At 49.0% G+C, this 24,800-nt stretch carries 16 protein-coding genes and 1 pseudogene; 3 read left to right on the top strand and 14 right to left on the bottom strand.

The features are described from left to right. Positions 1–55 precede the first annotated feature (55 nt). Positions 56–1,402: an ABC transporter substrate-binding protein gene (locus tag B1728_RS24810; protein WP_079913111.1), complete on the bottom strand. Its 1,347-nt coding sequence runs from the start codon at positions 1,400–1,402 to the stop codon at positions 56–58. 153 nt (positions 1,403–1,555) lie between these two features. Then, positions 1,556–2,431 carry an AraC family transcriptional regulator gene (locus B1728_RS24805; RefSeq protein WP_079913110.1) on the bottom strand — a complete coding sequence of 292 codons (876 nt, stop codon included), beginning with the start codon at positions 2,429–2,431 and terminating at the stop codon, positions 1,556–1,558. A gap of 125 nt (positions 2,432–2,556) precedes the next feature. On the opposite strand from B1728_RS24805, the gene B1728_RS24800 reads away from it, so the two are divergent. After that, on the top strand, positions 2,557–4,611 hold the full coding sequence (locus B1728_RS24800; protein WP_079913109.1) for a glycoside hydrolase family 31 protein: 2,055 nt from the start codon (positions 2,557–2,559) through the stop codon (positions 4,609–4,611). 358 nt (positions 4,612–4,969) lie between these two features. Here the strand turns inward: B1728_RS24800 and B1728_RS24795 are convergent, their stop codons facing one another. Then, a complete protein-coding gene (locus tag B1728_RS24795; RefSeq protein ID WP_079913108.1) occupies positions 4,970–6,403 on the bottom strand; it encodes a DHA2 family efflux MFS transporter permease subunit in 1,434 nt (477 codons plus the stop codon). Between the two features lie 507 nt (positions 6,404–6,910). Here B1728_RS24795 and B1728_RS35885 point away from each other — a divergent pair. Next, positions 6,911–7,170, top strand: a pseudogene (locus tag B1728_RS35885) (IS1595 family transposase); the annotation flags it as partial. A gap of 104 nt (positions 7,171–7,274) precedes the next feature. After that, complete coding sequence (locus B1728_RS24790) at positions 7,275–7,850, top strand: dihydrofolate reductase family protein (protein WP_079913107.1); 576 nt, start codon at positions 7,275–7,277, stop codon at positions 7,848–7,850. Positions 7,851–8,141: 291 nt separating this feature from the next. Here the strand turns inward: B1728_RS24790 and B1728_RS24785 are convergent, their stop codons facing one another. The 11 genes from B1728_RS24785 to B1728_RS24735 all read right to left on the bottom strand — a co-directional run bounded on the left by B1728_RS24785 (position 8,142) and on the right by B1728_RS24735 (position 24,775). Beyond that, on the bottom strand, positions 8,142–8,903 hold the full coding sequence (locus B1728_RS24785) for a hypothetical protein (RefSeq protein ID WP_079913106.1): 762 nt from the start codon (positions 8,901–8,903) through the stop codon (positions 8,142–8,144). Positions 8,904–9,116: 213 nt separating this feature from the next. Then, positions 9,117–10,817, bottom strand: coding sequence for an alpha-L-rhamnosidase-related protein (locus B1728_RS24780; RefSeq protein WP_079913105.1), 1,701 nt, complete (start codon positions 10,815–10,817; stop codon positions 9,117–9,119). A gap of 281 nt (positions 10,818–11,098) precedes the next feature. After that, positions 11,099–12,661, bottom strand: a complete 1,563-nt coding sequence (locus B1728_RS24775; RefSeq protein ID WP_079913104.1) for an extracellular solute-binding protein — start codon at positions 12,659–12,661, stop codon at positions 11,099–11,101. 50 nt (positions 12,662–12,711) lie between these two features. After that, the gene (locus B1728_RS24770) at positions 12,712–13,587 is read right to left on the bottom strand and encodes a carbohydrate ABC transporter permease (protein ID WP_079913129.1); all 876 of its coding nucleotides are present in this window, start codon (positions 13,585–13,587) and stop codon (positions 12,712–12,714) included. A gap of 28 nt (positions 13,588–13,615) precedes the next feature. Then, entirely contained in the window at positions 13,616–14,557 is a 942-nt protein-coding gene (locus tag B1728_RS24765; RefSeq protein WP_079913103.1) for an ABC transporter permease, read from the bottom strand. Between the two features lie 462 nt (positions 14,558–15,019). Further along, a complete protein-coding gene (locus tag B1728_RS24760; protein WP_079913102.1) occupies positions 15,020–17,248 on the bottom strand; it encodes a helix-turn-helix domain-containing protein in 2,229 nt (742 codons plus the stop codon). A 137-nt stretch (positions 17,249–17,385) separates the two neighbouring features. Continuing rightward, positions 17,386–18,210, bottom strand: coding sequence for a sugar phosphate isomerase/epimerase family protein (locus B1728_RS24755; protein ID WP_079913101.1), 825 nt, complete (start codon positions 18,208–18,210; stop codon positions 17,386–17,388). Between the two features lie 244 nt (positions 18,211–18,454). Beyond that, positions 18,455–19,702, bottom strand: a complete 1,248-nt coding sequence (locus B1728_RS24750) for an alpha-L-fucosidase (protein WP_256865483.1) — start codon at positions 19,700–19,702, stop codon at positions 18,455–18,457. 38 nt (positions 19,703–19,740) lie between these two features. Continuing rightward, positions 19,741–21,504 carry a glycoside hydrolase family 35 protein gene (locus B1728_RS24745; RefSeq protein ID WP_079913099.1) on the bottom strand — a complete coding sequence of 588 codons (1,764 nt, stop codon included), beginning with the start codon at positions 21,502–21,504 and terminating at the stop codon, positions 19,741–19,743. Positions 21,505–21,552: 48 nt separating this feature from the next. Next, entirely contained in the window at positions 21,553–23,835 is a 2,283-nt protein-coding gene (locus B1728_RS24740; RefSeq protein ID WP_179136191.1) for a helix-turn-helix domain-containing protein, read from the bottom strand. 61 nt (positions 23,836–23,896) lie between these two features. Continuing rightward, on the bottom strand, positions 23,897–24,775 hold the full coding sequence (locus B1728_RS24735; protein ID WP_079913097.1) for a carbohydrate ABC transporter permease: 879 nt from the start codon (positions 24,773–24,775) through the stop codon (positions 23,897–23,899). Between the last annotated feature and the right edge of the window lie 25 nt (positions 24,776–24,800).

The following is a 24,800-nucleotide window of genomic DNA, read 5'->3' as shown; positions in this document are numbered from 1 at the left end:
TCGCACGTCTCTGAAAGGCCTCGATAGAGGTTTTCTCATCTTTTCAAGCTGCCGTTTATTTGCCGGCCGCATTCGCTTTCACGTTAGCGTCCCATTCGGCATCGGCCTTTTTCATATAATCTGCACTGAAATCGCCCTTGGTCAGCCAATCCTGGATCAGCTTGTAATACCAATTCCGCCATTGCGGAGGCATTTGATTCTCGCCCCAAAACGAGTTGATCTGAAGCGTCTTAATCGTGTTCGGATCGCTCATGACCTCGAGCACACGCTTCATTTGCGGAGCCGAATCGTAAGTGATAGGTTCCTTGGTTGTCGGCAAGCCGTTGACCGCCTTCAGGAATTTGGAATATTGCTCCTTGGAGAAGAAGAACTTGATAAATTCCGAAATCGCCGCTTTTTTATCGGCATCCTGATTGGCCTTGGTCGAAATAGACCAGCCCTGCAGGCTGTTAAGGCCATTGACCACGATACGGCCTTTCCGGTCAGGTACCGGATACCAGCCAAAATCGAATTTCGGATCGGCTTGTGCGATCTGTGCAAACATCCACGGGCCAGAGAACAGCTGCGCTGCTTTTCCTGTAACGAGCATCGACGCGGTTTGATTGTCGGCCGTGCTCAGGTAGCCTTTATCCACATACCCTTTGGTAAACAGTTCATTAAAATCCTTCATCGCCTGCATCGGGCCCGCATCGGTGAAGCTGACCTGCCCTTTGGTTCGCTTGGAGTTCCAGTTCGGGTCATCCGCTAACACATCATCCATGAGGAATTTGTTCACCCAGAAGCCCCAGTGGAAAATATCCTTGCCCCCGAAGGTCAGCGGTGTGATCCCTTTCGCTTTCAGCTTCTCCTGGATGGCCAGGAACTCGTCATAGGTTTTCGGTTCGGTAGTGATTCCTGCGTCTGCATAAGCTTTTTTGCTGTAGATGATCCCTTGCGGAGCTGTTCCGACAATCGGAGCGGTCCAGATTTTACCGTTCAGCTTTGGCGCGTCTGCAAACAATCCAACCCATTCCGCAGGGAGCTCAGCGATTTTGCCGGCTTCGGAGAAGAGCTGGGTATCTCTCATTTCGACTAAGTCCGGGAATTCGCCTACTGCATCCTTCGTCTTCAACCAATCCAGATAGGAGGCCATGCCGCCTTCAGACAGGTCGTTGATCTTGATGTTCGGATTGGCCTTCGTGAACGCCGCAATGGAATCCGCCATCGCTTGCTTCGTTGCCGGGTCGCCGGTAGCATACCCGATAGTGAACGTGACGGTTTTTTTGGATGCTGAAGCACCTGCTCCTGTACTTGAGGCCCCTGTGTCCGTGCCGGAATTCGAGGGACCGCCGCAGGCGGTTAATGCAACCGATAAGGCAATTGCACTTGCGAATGCCGCTGTCATTTTTCTAGTCTTAACCATTTCTAGTTACCCTCCCCTTTATTGAACCCTTCTAGCCTCAGAAACCGGTAGATGGCTGCTTTCCCGTTTCTGATTTCGTGATTTAAGACTATCACACGCCGAAAATGGTTAGTATGCTGTTTTTTAACTTCGAAGTGATGAAATTTAAGATGTTTAACGCCTTGTTCTCGAAAAACGGTATTGTAGCGGAGTGGCTCCGACGACTCTCTTGAAAAGCTGGATAAAATACGAATGGTTGTCAAAGCCAACCTCATATCCGATTTGCTCTACCGGGCGATTCGTCGTCTCCAGTAGGCGGCATGCCTGCTTGATACGCCGGGCCGTCAAATAATCCTTGATCCCGCTGCCCGTCTCCTGCCGGAACACTCTGGAAATATAATTCGGCGACAGGTGGAGCTCCTCGGCCAGAAGCTCGAGGCTAACCTCCTCGTGATAATGCTCTTCTATCCAGCGCATGATCGTTTCCGAGTAGCGGCCTGCTCCGCCGTTCTTAAGCATCGGCTGCTTGCCGTCATTTGGCACATCGGACAGCGGAAGCAGGTTTATTATTTGCAAAAATAGCAATGTAATTTCTTCCAGCTCCTCTCCTCTGCCGCAGCGATATGCCTGGTCATATTGCTCGAAAATCCGTTCCATTTCCTGCGCCTTGTCTTTTAGATCAAACCCAAGTGATGGAGCCGCGCCTTTCCATAAGTCTGTAAACCTTGTCTGACGCCTTGGAAAAGAACTTAGCTGCTTCTCTATCAATAAGGGGTCTGCATAAAAAATAGACCGCAAATAAGGATGACTCACAGAGACATCCGCGTAAACCTGATGAAGCTGATAGGGCGGAAAAAAGAAAAACATCCCGCGCTTTATATCGTAGGCTTGCTGATTGACCACAATGGTTCCCTGCCCCTCATGCACCAGCACGAATTCGCATATTTGATGCCAATGATAATATCCTTTATAGCCATGCTCAATGCGGATCCGGTAATCCCAGAATAAGGATGATTGATCCAAATAAACGGGTTCAAACAGCTTGTTCATGCTTCCTCCCCAGTTGGATAAAAATCTAACATTTTCTCGTAGTTTATCATAACTTTAGACATAATCGGAGCGGTATAATGGGGGAAATATTGTTATTTTAACATCTTCATGAGAGAGGGATTATTATGGAACAAATCGCAAACGGAATTTGGCGGCTTCGTTTCGGCCAGCCGGAAGCACACACTCCCGTGCAGCTTCGTGAAACGAAAATGCAAACAGAGCAGCTCAGCAAGCTGGAATGCCCGGGTATTCCGCCCATGGCGGCACAAGAAATCAGCATTAAACAGACGGCAAGAGGTATTCATATCGAGCTGCCGCTTTCGGCTGAAGAGCATATTTACGGTTTCGGCCTGCAGCTGCACCGCCTCGATCATACCGGCAGGAAGAAGGTCATCCGGGTGAACAGCGATCCAGTGGCAGATACCGGCGACAGCCATGCACCGGTTCCTTTTTATGTTTCCACCGCGGGCTACGGCGTCTATGTGGATACGGCACGGTATGCGACGTTCTATTGTGGAACGAATCTTCGCAAAGGCGATTCCGAGCACAAGAAGCATGTGGCAAAAACGGTTGGCACTTCGGAGATTGAATTGTACGGTTATCAGGTGTCGGAGGGAAATCGGACGGTTGTCGTGGATGTCCCGGCTGCCAGGGGAATGGATGTGTATGTATTTGAAGGCCCTGAATTGGCGACGGCCGTTCAGCGCTACAATCTGTTCTCCGGCGGCGGCTGTCTGCCTCCGGCTTGGGGGCTCGGCATGTGGTACCGCGCGTACAGTGCCGCCAAGAAGGAGGATGTGATGAGGCTGGCTCATACCTTCCGGGAAGATCGCATGCCCGTGGATGTGTTTGGCTTCGAGCCCGGATGGCAAACCAAAGCCTACTCCTGCTCGTTTGTTTGGGATGAAGGACGCTTCCCCGAACATGAGAACATGCTGGATGAATTGTATGACCTGAATTACCGGGTCAATCTGTGGGAGCATCTCTTCGTGCACCCTACATCCCCTATATATTCTGCATTAAAGCCCCATTCCGGGGATTACGAGGTTTGGGAAGGGCTGGTTCCTGATTTATCGATTCCGGAGGCGAGGGAAATTTTTGCGAAGCATCATGAGAAAGAGTTTGTGAGCAAAGGGATTGCTGGCTTCAAGCTGGACGAGTGCGACAGCTCGGACTTCGTTCATTCCAACTGGTCGTTCCCGGATACTTCTTTGTTTCCTTCAGGTATGGACGGAGAGCAAATGCACAATATGCTGGGAACGCTCTATCAGGAGACCCTGCTGGCTCCTTTCGAACAAGCGGGCAGACGAACATTATCCCAGGTTCGCGCCTCCGGCGCATTGGCATCGCCATATCCTTTTGTCCTTTACAGTGACTTGTATAATCATAAAGTGTTCATCCGCGGCGTCGCCAATTGCGGGTTCTCGGGACTGCTATGGTCACCGGAGGTGCGCCAAGCCGAATCGCCGGAGGACTTGATTCGCAGAATCCAGACCGCTGTCTTCTCGCCGCTGGCGCTTCTGAATTGCTGGAGAATCCCGAATCCGCCTTGGATGCAAGTGGATCGGGACAAGAACATCCAAGGCGAGTTCTTGGACAATTATGAGCAAATCCGGGATATTTGCCGCACGCTCTTTGAAACCCGCATGGCTCTGATCCCTTATCTGTACACCGCTTATGCCAGGTACAGCATGGAAGGCAGGCCTCCGTTCCGCGCTCTCGTGATGGATTATCCGGATGATTGGAATACGTACGGGATCGATGATGCCTATATGATGGGGGAATCGATGCTGGTGGCACCACTTATCGCGGGAACTTCAGAGCGAAGCGTCTATCTCCCTCAAGGAACCTGGCACTGCTTCTGGACGAACGAAACCTATGAAGGCGGACAGTCCTATACCATGGCTCCGGGGCTTGAACGGATTCCGGTATTCGTTAAGGATGGCACACTCCTTCCTCTCGCTGAACCTGTGCCTTATGTGGGTGACGACACCGTGTTCGACGTTAGCTTTCAAGCCTATGGGGCAAGTGCAGTTAGCTGTACTTTATATGAGGACGACGGGAGCTCGTTTGCATACCGTGATGGACAGTACAATTGGGTTACGGTTACATTAAACCCTGATGGCAGCCTTCATGCAGAGCGGAGCGGGGACTTCGATGGCAGGCGGTATAACGTGTAACGATCGATGGCTGGCTGGGTGCACCATGTAAAGCGCCTGAATCAGCTTCGAAGCCGTGGCATCGATAACCACGCAGCTTCCGCTTTCCGAAAAAACAAACTGCAGGGAGCCTAGGCTCCCTGCAGTTTGTTGAAAAACCTATATCATACAGAAAAATGTGAAGGGTGATAGGTGGGGTGTCCCCTGGAAGAGCGATAGCGTTCGCCTTTGTTCTCGGGAAATCACCGCTATAGCAAATATGATCAACATTTCCCGAGAACAACAGCGACTGGAAGGGGACACCCCACCGGGGTACCAGAGTAATTTTTCAGATTCTCAGGTTTATTAACAATCTCGGGAGCCTACGGCTCCCTGTAAATCAATGCATAGAACTCATCGCCGCGCGGCTGACGACGACACGCCGGATAAAGAACGCTGCAGCCAGACCGATGATTGTGACAACCATCGCAAAAAAGAACACATTCTGCGAGCCGAAGGTCATCGCGTTTGCCATCTCGATCGGCTCACTAGGCGCAGGGGATTCATGCAAATACTTTTCCGTGCCGTTGGTCAGGATGCTAATAGCTACGGCTGTACCGATTGCGCCAGCAACCTGCTGCAGTGTATTCATGACGGCGGTGCCGTGCGGATACAGCTCCGGAGGCAGCTGATTCAGACCGTTGGTCTGAGCAGGCATCCAGACCATAGAGATGCCGACCATTAGACCGATATGCAGGGCAACGATCAATGCGACCGAAGAAGCCAGCGTAATGCCGGAGAAGAACCACAGCATAGCTGCTACAATAATGAGGCCGGGAATGACCAGCCACTTTGGACCATACTTGTCAAACAAGCGTCCCATACGGGGCGAGAGGATACCATTTAGCGCGCTGCCGGGCAGCAACATTAGTCCGGCAGTAAATGCGGACAGCTTCATGCCGCTTTGCAGATACATCGGCAGAATGATCATGCTGGATAGGATAATCATCATACAGGACAAGACCATCAGCAGCCCTACTATGAACATAGGGTACTTGAATACACGCAAGTTCATAATCGGCTCGCGCATAAATATTTGACGCAGCACGAATAACAAAAGCGCAATCATCCCAATAACGATGGATGCGACCACAATCGGGCTGCTCCACCCTTCTTCCCCTTCACCGGCCTTACTGAAGCCGAATACGACGCCACCGAAGCCGATCGTGGATAATAGTATGGACAATAGATCGATGTGAGGCTTCGTAGGTTCGGTTACATTTTCCAAATATTTGAGCCCCACCAACAGACCAACTACCAAAAACGGCAGAGACAGCCAGAAGATGTAGTGCCACGATAAATATTCAATCAGGAGACCCGCCACTGTGGGACCGGTCGCCGGCGCAAACATAATGACGAGACCGACAAAGCCCATTGCAGCCCCGCGCTTCTCTGGCGGATAAACGACGAGGATCGTGTTGAACATGAGCGGAATTAACAAGCCCATACCAATGGCTTGCAAGACTCGGGCGACCATTAACAATTCGAAATTATATGCCAGCGCCGCGATGAGTGTGCCCATAATTGAACTCACAAGGGAGACGATAAACAATTGCCTTGTTGTAAACCACTGCAGCAGCAGCCCCGTCATCGGCATTAATATGCCGAGCGTCAACAGAAAGCCTGTTGTTAGCCATTGCGCTGTCGCGGCCGTTATGTGAAACACGTTCATTAAATTACTTATCGCGATGTTGAGCGCCGTTTCACTGAACATGCCGACGAAACCGCAGATAAGCAACGACGCCATGATGGCTCGCGTATTATATTGCTTCATTGTAGACTCCACTTCCTTCTCCTATAAAATCTCTATTTTTATAAGCGATACGGTAATCGCTCGCTAACTGTTACAATAATGGTAACAGTTCTATATGTCAATACCAGAAACGTATTTTATTTGTAAATATAAAATGACTGGTAATATTTTCATTTCCTGCTGCACGGCTACAGCTTGATGGCCCGTTACTTATATCGCTGTATTAGTACTAATACATACAAAATATATACCAGTATATAAACCAAATCGGTTTCTGACAATGGAAAGTTTTCTTCTAAATTATTTCTTATTGATTTCCGACGGTGCCCACAGTATCCCTTATTTTTTTCGTAGTTATCCCTTAGAAAATAAAGCGGTCCAGTGGAAGAATATCAACTAATTTAATTTCCGCAATCTCATAATTGTTAATTCATAAAGTTCGTTAACTCTTACAAAGAATATCATTCCATAACTGCCGTTCATCAAGTATACTGCGAACGGAGTTCCCTCTTACCACAAGACAGCTCCCGGCACAAAGATGGGCTTGTTTGACCGCATTGCAAAACGCATTCTGTCGTTCGTTATGGGAAGTACGCCGAAAAACACGTGCTGGGAAGGTTAAACGTCAACGTTACCGTTGTAAATCCTGACGCCAAACCTTTAATGACCTTACAAACAAACTGCTTCAACGAACGAGAAGACCTCATATGAGGGTTCGTTGTTGGTCAAATCGTGCCTGTTTACTGTCACACGACACGAACACAAAGCTTCGGCTTACTGCTTATAGGCAGGTTTGGGATTAGCAATCCATAAGAAACAATCCAAGTTGAATTATGCTAAAATGAAGTTAATATATGAGTAGTTATCCCTCATGAACAAAGGAGTAGTAAAAATGAGAAAACTCGTTCTATTTTTGCACGCATCGCTTGACGGTTTTGTAGAAGGGCCGAATGGTGAAATGGACATTGGCTGGATTTCCTACGATGCTGATTTGGAGAAACATGCGAAAAATATTCTGAGTACTGCCGACACTGTCATTTGGGGGCGTAAGACTTATCAGATGATGCATAATTACTGGCCATCTGTGCCTTCGAACCCATCAGCTTCGCAGCATGAACGAGATCATGCCGAGTGGATCGAAAAGACAGCCAAAATCGTTTTTTCCACGACGCTGGAGAAAGTCGAATGGAATAATTCCAGACTCGTGAAAGAAGATATCGAGGAAGAGATCAATAACCTCAAACAGCAGCCAGGCAAGGATATGGTCATTCTAGGCAGTCCTAGGTTCGCGCACCACCTTATGCAGCTTGATTTAATTGATGAGTATAAAATTACGGTGTCTCCCGTCCTGATCGGTAAGGGATTGCCGCTATTCCAAGGTCTCAAGGAGAAGATCAATCTTAAGCTAATCGAGAACAAGACCTTTGATTCTGGAGCCATAGGTCTCGTTTACCAGACCGTAAGATGACCTTGTCACTTAAGGTGATTACACTGACGAGGGACGATAACTCAATTTACCGCCTTTTCACAAGGCGGTTTTCTTATGGTCACAAATCAACATTAGAATTTAACATAGCCTTTTACTTATTGTGCGAAAGCTTTCGTGTGAATCTTAATGACGTAATGTTAGTCCCAATTATAGAACGCATGTTCTTATTTGTCAAATATCAACAACATGGGTCAAACATAGCCTAATACAAAAAAAGAGAGCGCAGCCCGCAATGGCGAGCCACTCTCTCTCCTCTCCCTTAAATCTCGATTAATTCGTTGTAGTCTCGTTAGAATCAACCTTGCCGCTCTGAGCATCCTTGGCAGGAATGTCAAACGGTTTAGTATGCTTGGACTCGACAAACTGCTTCAAGGAATCTGTCAAGCCATCCTTAATTTTGCTGATCAGATCGTCTTCGCTAATGCCTTTGGCTGCTGCTATCTCGGCTATGGATTTGCCGGCATCAAGCTCCGTGCGGAGTTCATCTTGGGTAAGGCCGAGAATATTCGTCAGCAATTCGGAATTGCCCATCAGACCCATATGCATATCACCGCGTCCGCCGGGGCCATTCGGGCCTTTGCCGCCTTGACCTTGCGGTCTGGTGTTCTCAATTTGCTGCTTCAAACGGTCGGACAGGCCGGATACGATCTTATCCGCTTGCTCCTGGGTGAGGGTTCCAGCCGTGACTTGTGCGGCAATTGCCGTTTTCTCGGATTCTACGAGCTTGTCCAGGAATGTATCCTCAGATGTACCGGCTGCAGCTGCAATCTCCGCTAATGTTTTGCCTGCTTTCACCGACTCTTGAATCGAGCTCTCATCAGCGCCGAGAACCGCCGCGGCTTCCTTCACGATATTGTTGCCGCGGAACCCATGTCCCGGTCCCTTCTGCTGTGTAGTTGCGGTGATATCTGTCGAGCCGCCTGTCGTTTCAGCAAAAGCCTGATTCTGGGAGACGCCGAGATAGCCTAAACCGCCGAGTAAGAAGGAAGCTGCGATTGTACCTGTGATTACTTTTTTGCTAATGTTTTTCATGGTTATTCCACCTCTACGTTAGTTTTGTTTTAAGAAAGTTGTATGTTCTTACTGCTTACAAGACCAAGTATAGGCTTCTTTCCTGAATCTCCCCCTGAGCTTCCACTTAACAAGCACTGAGAATTCCCTTTATATTTGCTGAAAAAAACGCCTGCATGCCAAAAACACTTGAAGGCCGCGGACAGGCTTCGGCAGCTTTCAAGTGCTTCTACGCTAATCTATGATACCCTTCAGTACGGTTACACCCTCTGGTGCTTCAATCTCTGAGTGTATCGTACCATCCGCTTTTTTACTATGCTTCAATCTGACGATGCCATGAGGTGTCGGAAAGGTACCCTCCGCCCACTCCAGATCTCCCAGCTGCGGAATAACGCGAATCGTACGGCATCCCGGCTCTGCTACACGAACGCCCAGCACATATTCACTCAGCCATGCCGTCGGACCGGAAGCCCAGCCATGGCATAGACTATGCCGGTAGCCCTGATAGCAGTAGCCTCCATACGTACCGTGCACGTCGATCTTGCCCTCCGGCGTCAGCTCATCGATTCGTGCCGCATTGTCCAGCCAGTTGATGTCGAAATCTTCCCAGAACGTAGTTGCTCCAAGCGACAGCATGCCGCCCCAGTAAGCCTTAATACTGTCCAGGCTGCCCTGGATATCTCCCGCTTCCCCGCGTGCCTTAAGAATATAGTAGCCGTAGAAAGTCGAATAGCCCTTGGGCGAATCCAGTGCGATGACCTCTTCGTTGGCCTTTAGCGGATCGAGCAGTCCGACAAGCGCCAACAAGGAAGCCGCCTGCTTGCTATTATTATGATCCGGCGTTACCTCCCGAAGCTTGGCCTCGGTCCGGCGGCAAAACTCGGCTGTTTCTTCATCAGACATAAATTTGCAAAGCTTCTCCCCTGCTTCCATACACCATATAAACAAGGCATGGGCTCCGGCCCTGACACCTTCGGGATTTGTTGAGGACGGCCAGTCCAGGAACGGATTGGGGATGTCTACAGTACCGTCATCTCGAACGCGAGCCCCAAGCTGACGGAGCAGTCCTGTCATGTAAAGCTTTTGCTTCAGCAGGTAATCTAGGTCTCCGTTATGCATGAACCAGTCATGATGGACCAGAATCCACCAGATGGAATAGGTGGGAAACGTTGTCATCCAGCCCGGAAGCGGACTCTCATCCCGAATGAAATCCAGACTCCGCGGAACCACGTCATGATATCCAAACACGGCCTGAAGGGTTGAGGTCTCCGGGTGCATATCGCCTGTCCATACAAGCCGGTCCCTCTTGATCCCATCCCACAAATAATCCTGCATATTGAGATGCACAGTGTATGCCCCAGTGTCCCAAATCCGGTTCAGCAGTTCGTCGCTGCAGCGGAAGCTGCCCTTATACTCCACATCATGCATCACTGCCACAGCACGGACGCTAAGCAGCTGCACGAAATGACCTTCGTCCAAAAAATCGATCCGGACGAAGCGGAATCCGGTATTCCCGATCTCTTCCGCCCCCATATAGCTGACCTCGAACACGCCGTCTCTCACAGCATGGTTATTCGTAGCATTCGTGCTTCCGCCGAGTTCGCTCATCGCTTCCATGGCCGATTCTCCGAACCGGACACGCAGCCTCGCCGTTCTCCGGTCTTTGTTGCTGCCTCCTGCTATGCAGATTTGCACTCCTCCATGCAGCTCTGTTCCGAAATCCAGCAAAAATCCAGGGGCTGTACCGGCATGACGCAGAATGCAAGCCTTATCCATAGGTGAGCTCAACACGGATTGACCGTCCCGACCGGCTAGAAGCAGCTCCGGACGCTCAAGAATCGACTCCTCCGATTTCCAGACGATCCGAACCGGATCTATGTAATACCGGGTTCGAGGCTCCTTGTTCAGCTTTACATTTTTCCAAGAAGGTATCATAGCTGCGCTTCCTTTCTTCCTTAGGGTTATGCAGGAACGAAACGATATCGAAACTTTACCGCCAATCATCAGGTTGGCTGTTAGTAACTTTGCTGTCCATCTTTACATTACTCGGACCCTTAGCATTAATCAATCATTTCCTGGGAAGAATGGCTGCTGATAAGCTCTCACCTATCGGACTTGAATATGAACAGACCTACCGGAATAGAAAAATCAGCCTCCCGTCCAGTGAAGAGGCTGATTGTTTTCCGCTTTTTCGCGAGCCAGCTTATGCCGCCCGCTTATTTCTTATTGGCTTCAAATGCCTTACGCTTCTCATCCATTACCTCTTGGCCGCCGATTTTCATATAATCGTTCACCTCGGCATCATAAACCTTATCGAAGTCGGCTGGCTTTGCCGTAATGACTTTAACGAAGATTTCATCGTTCTTCGCTTTAAGTGTCGCGGCATACTTGATTTCCGATTGAATCGGCGTGTTCACGTTAGGCTTGATGACTCCGTCTGTACTGCCCAGCTTGATGCTTGAGATGGTAAAATCCTTATATTTGGGGTCGGACGCATTCGCGGCAATATTCAGATTCTCATCCGTAGTACTTACAAACTTGCCGTTGAGAATAATGTTATAATCCGGATAGTTATACAGCGTCTGCTTGGCTTCCTCGTTGTCCAGCGTCTGTGGAATACCGTCCTTCATTTCGTAGGTTTTTCCTTCGGTTCCGTTCTGGAGCGCGATGATATTTTTCGGCTGCGCCATCCAGTCCAAATATTTCACTACAGCTTCTGCATTTTTACTCGTACTAGGCACGAACATATACATGCCGTTCGGCGAATATAAGGCTTTCGGACGCTTGCCTTTTGGCGTGGTGAACGGATCAATCGGAATAAGCTTCGCCTTAGGATCCGCCTTGGAAATTTCCGCCAAATATCCCTGATAGACCGGTTCGTTCGTATTTGCCGTACCGGCTCCGGCTACACCGCTGATCAGATCCTTCTGAAATTTCTGAAAATCCTTGTTCATCGTGAGCGGGAAATCCCGGTCGATGAGCCCTTCGTTGTACAGCTTATTCAGAAAGCGATGGCCTTCCTTGTTGCCTGGAAGAAGCCATTCCGGCATTGCAAACAGGTCCGAGTCGGATATTTTGTCCCACTCCCAGAACGAATATTGAAGAGGCTTCATATGAAAAGGATCAATATTGGAGTACGGGATGATTTTATCGCCGGATTTGCCGGGCTTTTTCTCTTTAAACGCTTTCAAGGTATTGTAGAACTCTTCCGTTGTCTTAGGTACCGGCAGGCCCACTTCTTCCAGCCAGTCCTGCCGTATTAGCGTCGTACTCTGCGGGAGCAGCATCCGGCGTGCCGGAATAGCGTACTGCTTGCCTTCAAACACCCCGTAGCTCAATACGTCGTTGCCTAACACCTTTTTCAGGTTTTGGCCATATTTTTCGATCAGCGGCCCCAGATCGGTCAACCCCCCATCCTTCACATACTTCTGAACGGTAGGAGTATCATAGGTGTATACGAGATCCGGGGCTTGACCGGCTGCCATGAGAACATTCAGCTTCTCAACTTCTTGGGTACGGGGTACCGTTTCGAACTGGACCTTGATGTTGTTCGGGTCACCGAAATTCTCCTGAATATACTTCGTCATAAAATTGTTCGTAATAGGCGGCGCGCCCGCCGGCGTATTATTCCGATCGAACAGCTCGATGCGCAGTGTTATTGGCGCTTGCTTTTTCTCCGTACTGCTTCCGGAATTGTTATCTCCGCAGCCTGCCAAAAGGGTCGTTGTGGAAACGACGGCGACCAGGCTTTTTGACCATCTGCTTGTCATCACTTTCATTTGACCTACTCCTTTTTAGTAAAATATCTTCCATAAGTCTTGAGAACACGTTATCCCTTGACGGCGCCGATCATCATGCCGGAAACAAAGTAACGCTGCAGCCAGGGGTATACCAACAAAATCGGGAGAGTAGCGAACATAATGGACGCCGCTTTGAGGCTTTCAGGTACGGGAGGTGTCGTGCTAAGTCCCTCTGCCATATCGCTGATCTGGCTGTTCATGACCATCTCGTACAATCGCAGCTGCAGCGGATAAAGGTTGGAATTCGTGATGTAAAGGAGTGCGTCCATAAATCCGTTCCAGCGGCCCACTGCATAGAAGAGGCTTAAGGTCGCCAGTACAGGCAGAGACAACGGAAGGATGACGCTAAGCAAAATACGGAATTGGCTCGCACCGTCCATTCGCGCGGATTCCTCAAGCTCCGCCGGTATCGAAGAAAAAAATGTTTTAATGATGAGTAAGTAAAAGGCATTAATGGCGCCCGGCAGAATCAACGCCCAGATGGAATCCAGCAGATTCAGATTTTTGATAAGCAGATACTCCGGAATCATTCCGCCGCTGAAGAACATCGTTACAACGATCACAAATAAGAAGAAGTTGCGCCCTTTCAGATGTTTTTTGGTCAGCGGATAGGCGGCCATAATGGTCATGACCATGGAGATTACCGTAAACAGCGCCACTAGAAGAATCGTGAATAAAAGGGAACGAATCATCTGGGCGTTGCCAAACACGGATTTGTAAGCCGTCAGATTGATCTCCATCGGGATAATCGTGATCTTACCGGCCAAGATGGCGCTGTTCCCGCTTAGGGATAGGGCCAGGATGTGAAGCATGGGGATCAGACAGAGCACACTGGCAATTCCAATCAATCCAATGATGATCCCGTCCAACAGCTTAGCGCCGCTATCTGCAGTTTTTGTTGCCATACCTTGGCTGTTCATGAAACGTTCCTCCTCACCAGATGCCTTGGTCATTGACCTTGCGGGATACATAATCGGCAGTCAACAGGAAGATCAGGCCGACGACCGCCTGGAATAATCCGATTGCCGTAGCGATGGTATAGCGAGCCGATTGGATACCGATCTTATACACGTAAGTACTAATGACCTCAGACACATCTGTCACGAGCGGATTGCTGAGCACGAACGGCCGGTCGAAGCCTATGCTTGCCATATGGCCGATATTAATAATGAGCAGGATGATAATGGTAGGCTTGATCCCGGGCAGCGTAATGTGCCAAATTTTCTGAATGCGGCTGGCCCCGTCAACATCTGCAGCCTCGTACAGCTCCTTATTGATGCCCGTCAGGGCGGCCAGGTAGATGATGGTCCCCCATCCCGCGCTTTGCCAGATGCCGATTCCAAGATAGGTAAAGACCCAATACACCGGCTCCGTCAGGAAGGGGATCGCTTCCAGGTTCAAGGATTTCAATACACTGTTCACGATACCGGTATTTGTAGCGAGCAGTTGAACCGCCATGCCGCCAATGATGACCCATGAAATAAAATGCGGCAGGTAAAGGACCATCTGTGCCCCCTTCTTGAACCATTGAATACGCAGCTCGTTGAGAAGAATGGCTAACAGGATAGGAATTGGAAAGCTGACGAGCAAATCGAGCAGATTCAGCGTGAACGTATTCCGCAATGCGAGATAGAACCCTTGCATTTTGAATACTTCCCGAAAGGTTTCAAGGCCCACCCATGAGCTCCCCAGAATTCCCTTGAAGATGTTATAGTCCTTAAATGCAATGATAACGCCGAGCATAGGGACATACTTAAATATTAGAAAATACGTCATTGGGAGCACGAGCAGGATGTAAAGCTGCCAGTCGCGGACAAGGGCTTTTATCTGCCAACGTGATGCTTCCCGGATCCTCGGCTTTGTTGTTATCGCCATAAGTCTCCCCTCTATTCAAATAATTTGCCAAACACCCCATGCATGGTTGGGCTGGTCTCACAGGTCATACTGTATCATCCGGACGGTCATGTTGAACATATACAATAATTTGAGGCTTAGCTTCCGTTTTGTGGAAAGAGTTTTAGGCTGCTTTACCTTTTTTTGAGACTTAACTTCTTTTTGAGGATAAAAAGAAAAGCTCCTGTTCGGAGCTTGGGACTGTTGAAAAACTCTGTTAAGCTTGAACTATTGCCAATATACTCCAGTGGGGTATACCCCTCCAGCCGCTGTTGAAACCCGTGAAAGGTGATTGTATTTTATTGGTACTTTCACGGGTTTCAAAGGCGGACGTAAACTCCTCCGAGGCATACCCCACCTCCTTATGTGGCATAGTAACGCAAAACCAGGTCCCAACAACCTGAAGCTCCTGTTCGGAGCTTTACAGGCAGAGGACTAGATACTCTATCGATGCGTTCGATAGATCGCCCGGTACTCGCCAGGTGGAAACCCGAACACTTTCTTAAAGGCACGATGAAAGGAAAGTACATGGGAATATCCGACTTTTTCCGCAATGGACTGAATCGGATCATCCGTTTCTACCAGCATGCCGCGCGCATGCTCGAGTCGAACCTTTAATACATAATCAATAAACTTCTCGCCGATCTCCTTCTTGAAAAGCAGACTAGCGTTGCTGACAGGCATATCGAATACCTCGCTGACCCCCACTAAGGACAGCTCTGAATCCGTGTAGTTTGCATCGATATATGCTTTCATGCGCATGGCAATTGATTTGCTGCTGGAAGTTTCCAGCATCTTCCCTATGTCCATCGCCAGATCGCTCATGACGACTTCCAGGTCCCGATGCAGCTCTCCCAATGTTTCCGTTTTTTCTGCAAGAGCATCAAATCGGTCGCTATAGGACTCATGCCAGGCTACTGTCAATTCAACCGGCATGGAGGTCAGTTCTTTCTCAATATACTGGGCCAGACTAGTCGTGAAAGAGGCTAATTCCGCTCTGCCCAGCCTTCTGCTTTGCAGTTCTCCCATGATTTGGGACAGCTTATTTCGCCATTGACTGTCACCCTTCCGGAGCAGATGAACCATTTCCGGCATGGTGCTGAATAGAGCATAGGAGTCGTTATCCGGTTTAGATTCGGCCAGCCGGTTGTCGATAACGGAGTTGGTCCCAAATACGGCCTTGTAGGATACGTTGATGCACGCATGGCGGTATGACTGTGCGATGGCCTCCATTCCGTTCGACACGGTGCCGATACCAACGGATACGGTTAATTGCAGATTTGCATGAATCCAGCCCCTGTATTCCTCACACATACGATAAATCGTCTCTGGATAAGGGCTGTGAGGCTCCTTCAGGAACAATATAAATGAGGCCTGCTGCGGTTCCGTCCAAACGCAACACTGCTGTACACCGCGGTCATTAGCTAACTCGATAAAGGCGCTCTCCAGAATGTATTTCAGAAGATGCTGGTCACCCTGCTTATAGGATTCCGTAAAAACGCTGTACCGGTCAATTTCGACGGCGACGACACAGATTCTATCGTAATCCGCCGGCAGTCCTAATGATACGGCGTCTTCCTTCCATTTTAAATCGCTTAGCTTCCGATGGCCGACGGTCAATTCTTGCAGCAGGATCCGCTTGCGATGCAGTGCCTCGGCCTCTTGCAGAGTGTTGTAATCGATCGCTTTGGCAAGCAGACTGTCAATAGCCGATTCGATGATTTTGAATTCGTTGAGATGTGTTCTGACGCCCCGTGTGCCGCTTTTTCTGACCGTGATTGCATTGATCTTGTCGACCAGATTTTGAATTGGCCTGTAGTGGATGTGAGTGATGAAAGTAAACCAGATAAGCGCCAGTACAATGATGACAAGGATCGTGATGATCCACACGTTGGATAATAAAGATAGCGCAGAATAGCCCGCGGCATTGATGGTGTCGGTGTAATAGGTCCATCCCGTATAATCCGAGGCCACCCGCAGACGGGATGATATTGAATGCTCCGCCGCCGGCGTCTGGAACTGTTGACCGTCGGTATCCAGAATATGAATCGTTCCCCGATACTCCTGGCTGTACTTATTCAGAAATTCCATGAGCGAGCTGACGTAAATATTAATGACTATGGTTCCTTTTTGGAGGGTGGAGTAGGAGTAGGTTTTCACGATCGAAACGACCTTCTGTTTGTTGTTATCGATTGTCGATAAGGTATAGTCCCGCGGCTCGGTCCAGCCTGATCTGGTTGATTGCCGTGAAGCATCTATCAAAAACGACCGGTCGGCAAAAGTGTCTAAATCGTAAATGTTGGAATCGGAAAGAATGCGTTTATTTGCCTCATCATACAGATAAATGGAGCTGGGGAACGGAAAAGTAGACTTCAAAGCGATCAGATTCTGCTGGATGACATAATAATCATAGATGGCCATTTGCTGCTCGAAAAAAAATTGTTCTATCTTTCGGTCGGTAATTAAAGCGCTTACCGCATTTCGCTCAATAAGCTTCAAATCAGCCTCCAAATTCTGCATCATCTGTTCCACGATCGCCTTGTTCGTCTCAATGTACCGGTTCTCCGAGGCATGATTCAAGGTGGTAAAGAAGATAAAAATGACGGAAGAGATGACTAAGAAAAAAATCGGCGTATAAGATAACATCATACGGTAGTACCAGCTCATCCTCATTTCAGACAGCCTCCTATGATCTCTCGGTATTTATCATTTTCCCCCTGTTGAATGCGATTTCAGATAAAAGATCTGGAAGCAGCCCGCTTCCCCGTCAGCAGGGCCGTAGGGGCTGCTTTTATTAAGAAGGACGAACTCTATGACCAGGTTATATTGTGTTCGGTTAACAGCTGCTTTAAGGCTTTGGCTGCAACAACGAATAACTCCGGCTTATCAAAGCCCTGCCATTTCCCTTCCGCTTTCAAATGCGGCTCCAAAGACAAAAATCCTGAATATCCACGCTCATTCAGCTTATGGATAAGCTGGCGCAGCTGTCCGTCTCCCTCTCCGGCAGGTACTACCTTACCGTTCTCCATCAATGCGTCCTTAATATGGATATAGGAAATATATTCGCTCAGCAGCGGGTATGCTTCCGTTATAGGTTCCACCTTGCATTGTACGAAGTTTGCCGGGTCAAAAGCGGCACCCAAATGTGCGGAAGCATTGGCTTGCAATATATCCAAACACCGCTCACCCGTGTCACCATATATATGGCTTTCATTCTCGTGCAGCAGGATTACCCCTTCGCTCTCCGCCAAACGGGTCAGCCGTTCCATGCGCCCTAATACTTCTGCCCGATAGTCAGCCGGGTTTCCGTCCGGGATATAAAAGGAAAAAATACGGACATACTGTGCAGCAAAGAACTTGGCAAGCTGAATGGCGTGTTTGGCCTCTTCCAAATGAGGTTCAAAAGCATCGGTTATTTTTATTTTGCCTATCGGTGAACCGATCGAGGAAACACGAAATCCCCGTTGATCCAGCCGTTCTTTCACCTTCACCGTTTCCTCGTTCGAAAGCTTCAACACGTTTTTTCCCCATACGCTGCGAAGCTCAAGATGATAAATACCTTCCGATTCAAGCACGTCCAGTTGTTCCTCTAAATCAGATGATATCTCATCCGCGAATCCGGTTAACGTAATCACAGAAAACCTCTCCTTTAATAGGCGTAATGATCTGTCCACATTATAAAGTTGGGCTATGACAAATTCTATAGAATAACTAAATATTATTTGTAATTATTAAAGAATTAGGCTGAAATGCTTCAAATCATTTTGCGATATCCAATGGGTCGCACATGTTTTTTAGTCAAAAGGGGAAAAAAGCAAAAAAAATCACCCCTCCACCACTGCTCAGCAGCAATGAAAGGGTGAGCTATTCATTCCCCTTCTACCCTCCGGTGTAAAAGAAAGCAAGCTCCCGCAGGCTCGGCTCCCCATCATACTCGAGTATTTCCACTATCACACGGGAAGCCTTAACCGCGGGAAGGCGAATTATGGCCTTATGCCCGATGTTCTGGCCTTCGTAGAGACTGACGACCCGATGAGATTTGGCGGTCACGACCGATATCTTGAAGCGGTGGATGCATTCGCCCCCGGTCAGATCCTCCTGGATCACAATATGGTCCAGCAAATGAGCTTCTGCCGGCTCGTAGACCCAGGTCTGACCGTCCTTCGAGCATTGGGCAATCGTGGCCAACGGGTTCCCGAAGCACCTGCGGACTTCCGCCCCGAACTCGAGAAGCCGCTCCGTATCCTTAGCGGGCAGCTTCCCTTCCCGATCGGGCCCAATGTTCAGCAGCAGGTTCGTTCCGCGGCCAACCGAATAATAATACAGCCCCATGAGCTCATCCAGGCTCTTCATGGTAGGTTCGTCGCTGTCGCTGTAGAACCAATTGGCACGCATCTGAACGTCACACTCTGCCGGAAGCCAGAGGGTATCGGGCAGCTCCTCTTTATCCTCCGTCAAAATCGAAACGGACGTTGAACTGACCGCGTTCCAGCAAGGAACAGGTGCTATGCCGTCTTCGTTACCGACCCATCGGAAATCGGGATCCCCCATATTGAATATCAAAATATTAGGCTGCAGCCGGCGTATTTCGCCAATGATCCGCGGCCAATCATACGTATGATTTTCGGAGCCGCAGCCGTCGAACCAGAGAATATCGATATCACCATAGTTCGTCAGAAGCTCTGTGATTTGATTGACAAAGTAATCGTCATACGCTTGCGCATCCTGCGTATAGAAGTCGGCCGAGCCGTCGTAAGGGGAATAATAAAGCCCCGGCTTCACCTCATATTTGCGGCACGCATCAACGAACTCGCGGATCACATCCCCCTGGCCTCCTCTCCAAGGAGAAGCAGCAACCGTAAAGGAGCTGTAAGAAGTCGGCCAATTGGAGAAGCCGTCGTGATGCTTGGCCGTTAATACCGCATACTGCATACCCGCTTCCTTTGCCGTACGAATCCACTGATCGCAATCCAGATCGACAGGATGGAAAGCGGCTGGGTCCATTGGCCTGGAATCAAAATCGACATAGCCTTCATAGAAGGTACGTAAGCCGAAATGAATGAATAAGCCGAATTCCCAATCCTGGTAGGCAAGCTGTCTGGCGGTAGGCACTGGTTTTGTAGTCATAGCCAACATCCCCTCATCTCTACATCATCTTTTGCTTCTCACCCTAAATCAGGCGTATCCGCCAGTTCAATCGTTGTCTTCTCCGTATGGTGCAGCTCAAGAACAACAATCTCATTGCGGCCTGCGCGCAGCAGCGGAGCCGGCACATATAACGTACGCGTCGGTCCCTGATTCCAGTAACGGCCCAGATTAAAGCCGTTGATCCATACGACGCCCTTGGTCCAACCCTCCGTACGAATGAACGTATCTCCCCGTTCCTCAACCTCAAGCTCTCCTCTGTAAAAAACAGGCCGATCCTTCCTTTCGGCAGCTTCTTCTGCAGTCTTCTCAAACGGTATAGAAGCCAAGCTCTCAAGGGGAAGCGGATATATCGTCCAATCGAACAGAAATTGGTTGTTCAGCCGAACACCATGAGTGATTCCTTTATAATCCTTCAGCTTAGGTCCGTAGTTCACCCGGCCCATATTCTCAACGATAATGTCCAATCTGGCTCCCGGCTTGGGAACCGTCAGCTCGATCGGCTGGGGATTCCAGCGTTCAACGGTGCCCTGGTACACGCCATCCAAGAACACCTGCGCCCGGTCGTGAACCTCATCCAGATGCAGCAGCTCGCCCGTACGCGGTCCCGAGATTTGAGTCGAGTATACGATGAATCCGTAGCTTTGGCCGAGCAGCTCCATCGGCTCGGGACAAGTTCGCTGGACAGGCTCAGACAGCAGCGGCAAATGGGCCAGAACATCGGCTTGTTCATTTAACGCTATGCGGCCATAGCTTTTTTTAATGGTCGGTTGAGGCATGGGAGGAAAGCTCTCCAAAGGAACCCCCTGATATTTGGAAATGACCCGGCGCACAGCATGGAACTTCTCCGTCTCATCTCCGCACTCGGACAAAGGCGAATCGTAATCGTAGCTGGTAACCGTAGCTTCATACTTCTCTTGGAAGTTCGCCCCGTTGTAGAAGCCGAAATTAGTTCCACCGTGGAACATATAGAAATTGACGGAAGCGCCTGCCTGAAGCATACGTTCGAAAACATCCGCCACGTCGTCTGCCTCTCTCGTATGATGCGGCTTCAACCAATGATCGAACCAGCCGTTCCAGTATTCCATACACATCAAAGGCTCATCAGGCCGGTATTCACGGAATTTCTCAAATGCCTCCTCAGGCTTCGAACCAAAATTGACGGTAGCTAATACATCAGGCAGCGTCCCGCCTTGCAGCATTCCATCCGTCGGGCCATCGGAGGTAAACAGCAGCACGTCCACTCCGCGTCGGATAAGCCCGTCCCGCAAATAAGCCAGATATGCCTTATCATTGCCGTAGCTGCCGTATTCGTTCTCGATCTGCACCGCCAGAATCGGTCCGCCGTTCGTACTTAACAGCGGGACGAGGCGGGGGATCAGCTCATCATAATAACGATCGACCTTCTCCAAATACGTTCGATCCATACATCTAAGCCTGATGTATGAATAGCGCAGGAGCCAAGCCGGCAGACCGCCGAATTCCCATTCCGCACAAATATACGGGCTAGGCCTCACAATGACGTGCAGCCCTAAATCACCGGCGAGGCGAATAAAGCCCTCGACATCGGCAAGTCCTTCAAAGCAAAAGGTATTTTCCTTCGGCTCATGCAGGTTCCATGGAAGGTAGGTTTCCACCGTATTGAATCCGCACGACTTAAGCTTGAGCAGGCGGTCCTCCCAATACTCCGGCACGACGCGAAAATAATGGATGGCTCCGGATATGATTTGAAACGGTTCCCCATCCAAAAGAAACTGACGATTTTTTGCTTGCAAAATAGGCATTACGTGTCCCCCTCCTCAAGAGAATGAAAATGGCTGATGGGATCGCCTTTACGGCTGCTCCCCTTTTCTGAACTGCCCGGGAGTAATCCCCTCGTATCGTTTAAACACTCGAATAAACGTATTGCTATTTGAGAATCCGACCTTTTGCGTAATGTCCGTAATCGTCTCCTCGGATTCCTGCAGAAGCTTCTTGCTCCATTGTACACGCTGCTTATTCACATAGTCGATGAACGTTTCTCCTGTTTGTTCCTTGAAAAACCTAGATAAATATGGCCCGTTCACATTAAAATGATGAGAAGTCGACGTCAGACTCAAATCGATATCGGACAAATTGTCCTCAATATAGGTAAGCACTTGCTCCTTCAGATTCGTATTATGGCTCTTTTTTTTGGAATCGACGTAATCGCACACGGTCTTCAAAAATTGATATATTTCATCCTCAATCTCCGTAAACGATTCGCACTGGGTCAACTGTTTAATGAGCTCCTGCTTCTCCGCAGCCAGCTCGTTCGTCCCGTGATCCATATGCTCAATGGCTTTCAGAATCGTTCCGATCAATTCAAACATGAGAAGCTTGCCGAGCTGCAGGGACAGCGTACCATCCGATACGTTCGTAGCTATCAATTCGCCGACGGTTTCCATAGCCTCTTCATATTGTCCCGTTCGAATATGATTAATCAGCTGCCGCTCCATATCCAGCGGATAATACAGCTCATTCTTGGGCCGCTTGATCCGGTCAAACGGAATGATCTGGCTTGGCCCGATGACGAATTTATATTCCAATGCTTCGAGGGCTTCATCGAATCCATGCGGGATTCCACTCAGAGAGGAATGAATTCCGCTGATCCCAATCGTCACCTGGATATAAAAATTATCCTGAATGACCTTCTGCGCCTCATGGGCGATTTCGATCAATTCCTGCTTAGCGCGTGCCTCATCATCGCCATAAATATTGACAAGGAAAGCCATCATGCCATCCACTTCCGTCGAATGTACGGCGTGCCTGCGCTTAATGAGCTCCTCCGTAATGTTCGTTACGATGAAATAAACATACTGCAGCTTCGATTCAGCATCGCGCAAATCATTATCCTTGAACAAGGCCGAATAATCGCCGATATGCATGAACAATACGGCAAACCGATTCGTCTCAAAACGCAGATCGAACGATTCCAGCGATTGGATCAGCGCTGAGCCGCTTTCCACCCTGCCTTTCAGAAGCCGTGCGAGAAAATGGCTTTTTAACGCATTTTGCTGCTTCTGGATCGTTTGGTTGGCCAAATCCTGCATAGCCGCATTCTCTGTCATGAAGGACTGCAGCAGCGAGAACTCATCTCCGATGCCTTCCAGATTGGATCTCACCTTCGGAGATACGCTGTCCACCATGCGGCGGATCGGCATATAATGCCGCCTTGTGATCCAGATGGATAACGGTCCGCCTACGAATAAGCAGAGCAGCAAGGCCACATAGATCCAGCTGCGCAGCTGACTTACCTTGGCGGAATATACTTTGGCCGGAATGATGGACACATACTTCCAATCCGTTTCTACAGAGGTAATATAGGATACCGTCACTTCCTCCTTGCCCAGCTGCTGGTTAAAGGAGCCCTCCGAAGACTGGATTTGGCTAAAATCGAGTTGACTAGCGGTATCCGGGTCTCCAGTAAACAGAATCGGATGATTCTCCTTATCGAGAATGGTTACGGTGCCGGCTTGGGCAATTTGAATATTCGAGATCTCATTTTTGAGACGCTCTTCATTCAGCAGAACGACCAGAGTAGCCGGCGGGTTATCGCCAATCTGAAGAGGTAAGGATTGCAAGTAAACCAGACTGCCGGGGGCTAAAGAGAGAAAGCTTCCGAAGTACGGCTGCTCCATACGTTCTCTCCATTGCTGCAGCGTGATGCCTTCGTTCCCGTGATGCAGCTGAAAGAGCAGCGGCTCCTCGTTCATCGTCGACGTCGTAACGCCAAAATGCTGCTTTTTCAAATAGACATACATTTCACTGATGTTCCCGTTGGAGGCTGAATAAGAATTAAGCGAAGGTATTAAGGCTAACGTATCCAGCCTGGTTTGCACATCACTGTAATCCGCTTTATCCACATAACTGACAACCTTAGGGTCCAGCGACAACTGCATGCCCATCTGCTTAATATCTTTAAACTGGTTGTCAAGAGATTGCTTGATCTGATTGAGCAGTGCCCTGTTCGAGCGAATTACCTCTGTACTCAACAAATGCTGGGACTGAAAAAGGACAAGCATCGTAATGATGATAGGAATACATAGAATGGTTAAGTTGGAGATTAGCCAAAATAAATATATGCTGCGTTTCACTAGAAGAAGCCCCCCATACTTGTTAAATCTCATTTTGTTTTCCTATCAGCGATTTTTGCTCCTACCCTTTAATAGCCCCAACCATAACGCCTTTTACAAAGTATTTTTGCAAAAAAGGATATACGATCAAGATGGGCAGCGTCGCTACCATGATCGTCGCGTACTTGATACTCTCCCCGATCGCCATCGTATCGTTCGCATTCCCCGTACCGGTAGTCATTGAATCCGTGCTGTTCTGTACAAGAATTTCTCTTAGAATGAGCTGCAGCGGAAACAATTCCCGGTTCTGAAGAAACAGCATCGCCTGAAACCAGGAATTCCAATGAGACACGCCATAGTATAACACCATTACGGCTATAACGGGCATAGAAAGAGGGACAACAATTTGAAATAAGATGCGGTATTCCCCTGCGCCGTCCATTTTGGCCGACTCCAGCAGACCCTCCGGGATCGCTTCAAAGGAGGTTCGCATAATAATCAGGTTCCACGTGCTGATCGCTACCGGAACGATAAGCGCAAGCAGGCTGTTACCCAGATGAAGGGTATTATTAATTAATAGATAAGTAGGAATTAATCCGCCGCTAAAGTACATGGTAAATACGATGGCCATCATGATACATTTCCGCAGCATAAACTTTCTGGAAAGAGCGTACGCTCCAAGGGTAGTGAACAACAAATTGATAGCCGTTCCTGCAACCAGAACAATAAGGGTATTTCTATAGCCTGAAAAAATATTCGGGTTCTTCAGCACCATTTGGAACGCTTCCAGATTAAAGCCTACCGGCTTCAGCAGCAATCCGGTATGACGGATAAGCAAATTGGAATCGCTGATGGAAGCCATCAGGACATAGTAAAACGGATATAGCGTGCAAACCATAATAATCGTCATGATCAGTATATTGATGACATCGAACGTACGCTCAGATGCGCTTGTTTTCATATGCAGGAAACCCTCCCCAAGCTGT

Source organism: Paenibacillus sp. 32352 (genome assembly GCF_002042965.1).
Classification (GTDB): Bacteria; Bacillota; Bacilli; order Paenibacillales; family NBRC-103111; genus Paenibacillus_S; species Paenibacillus_S vulneris.
This window is presented reverse-complemented; position numbering and strand designations above follow the sequence as displayed.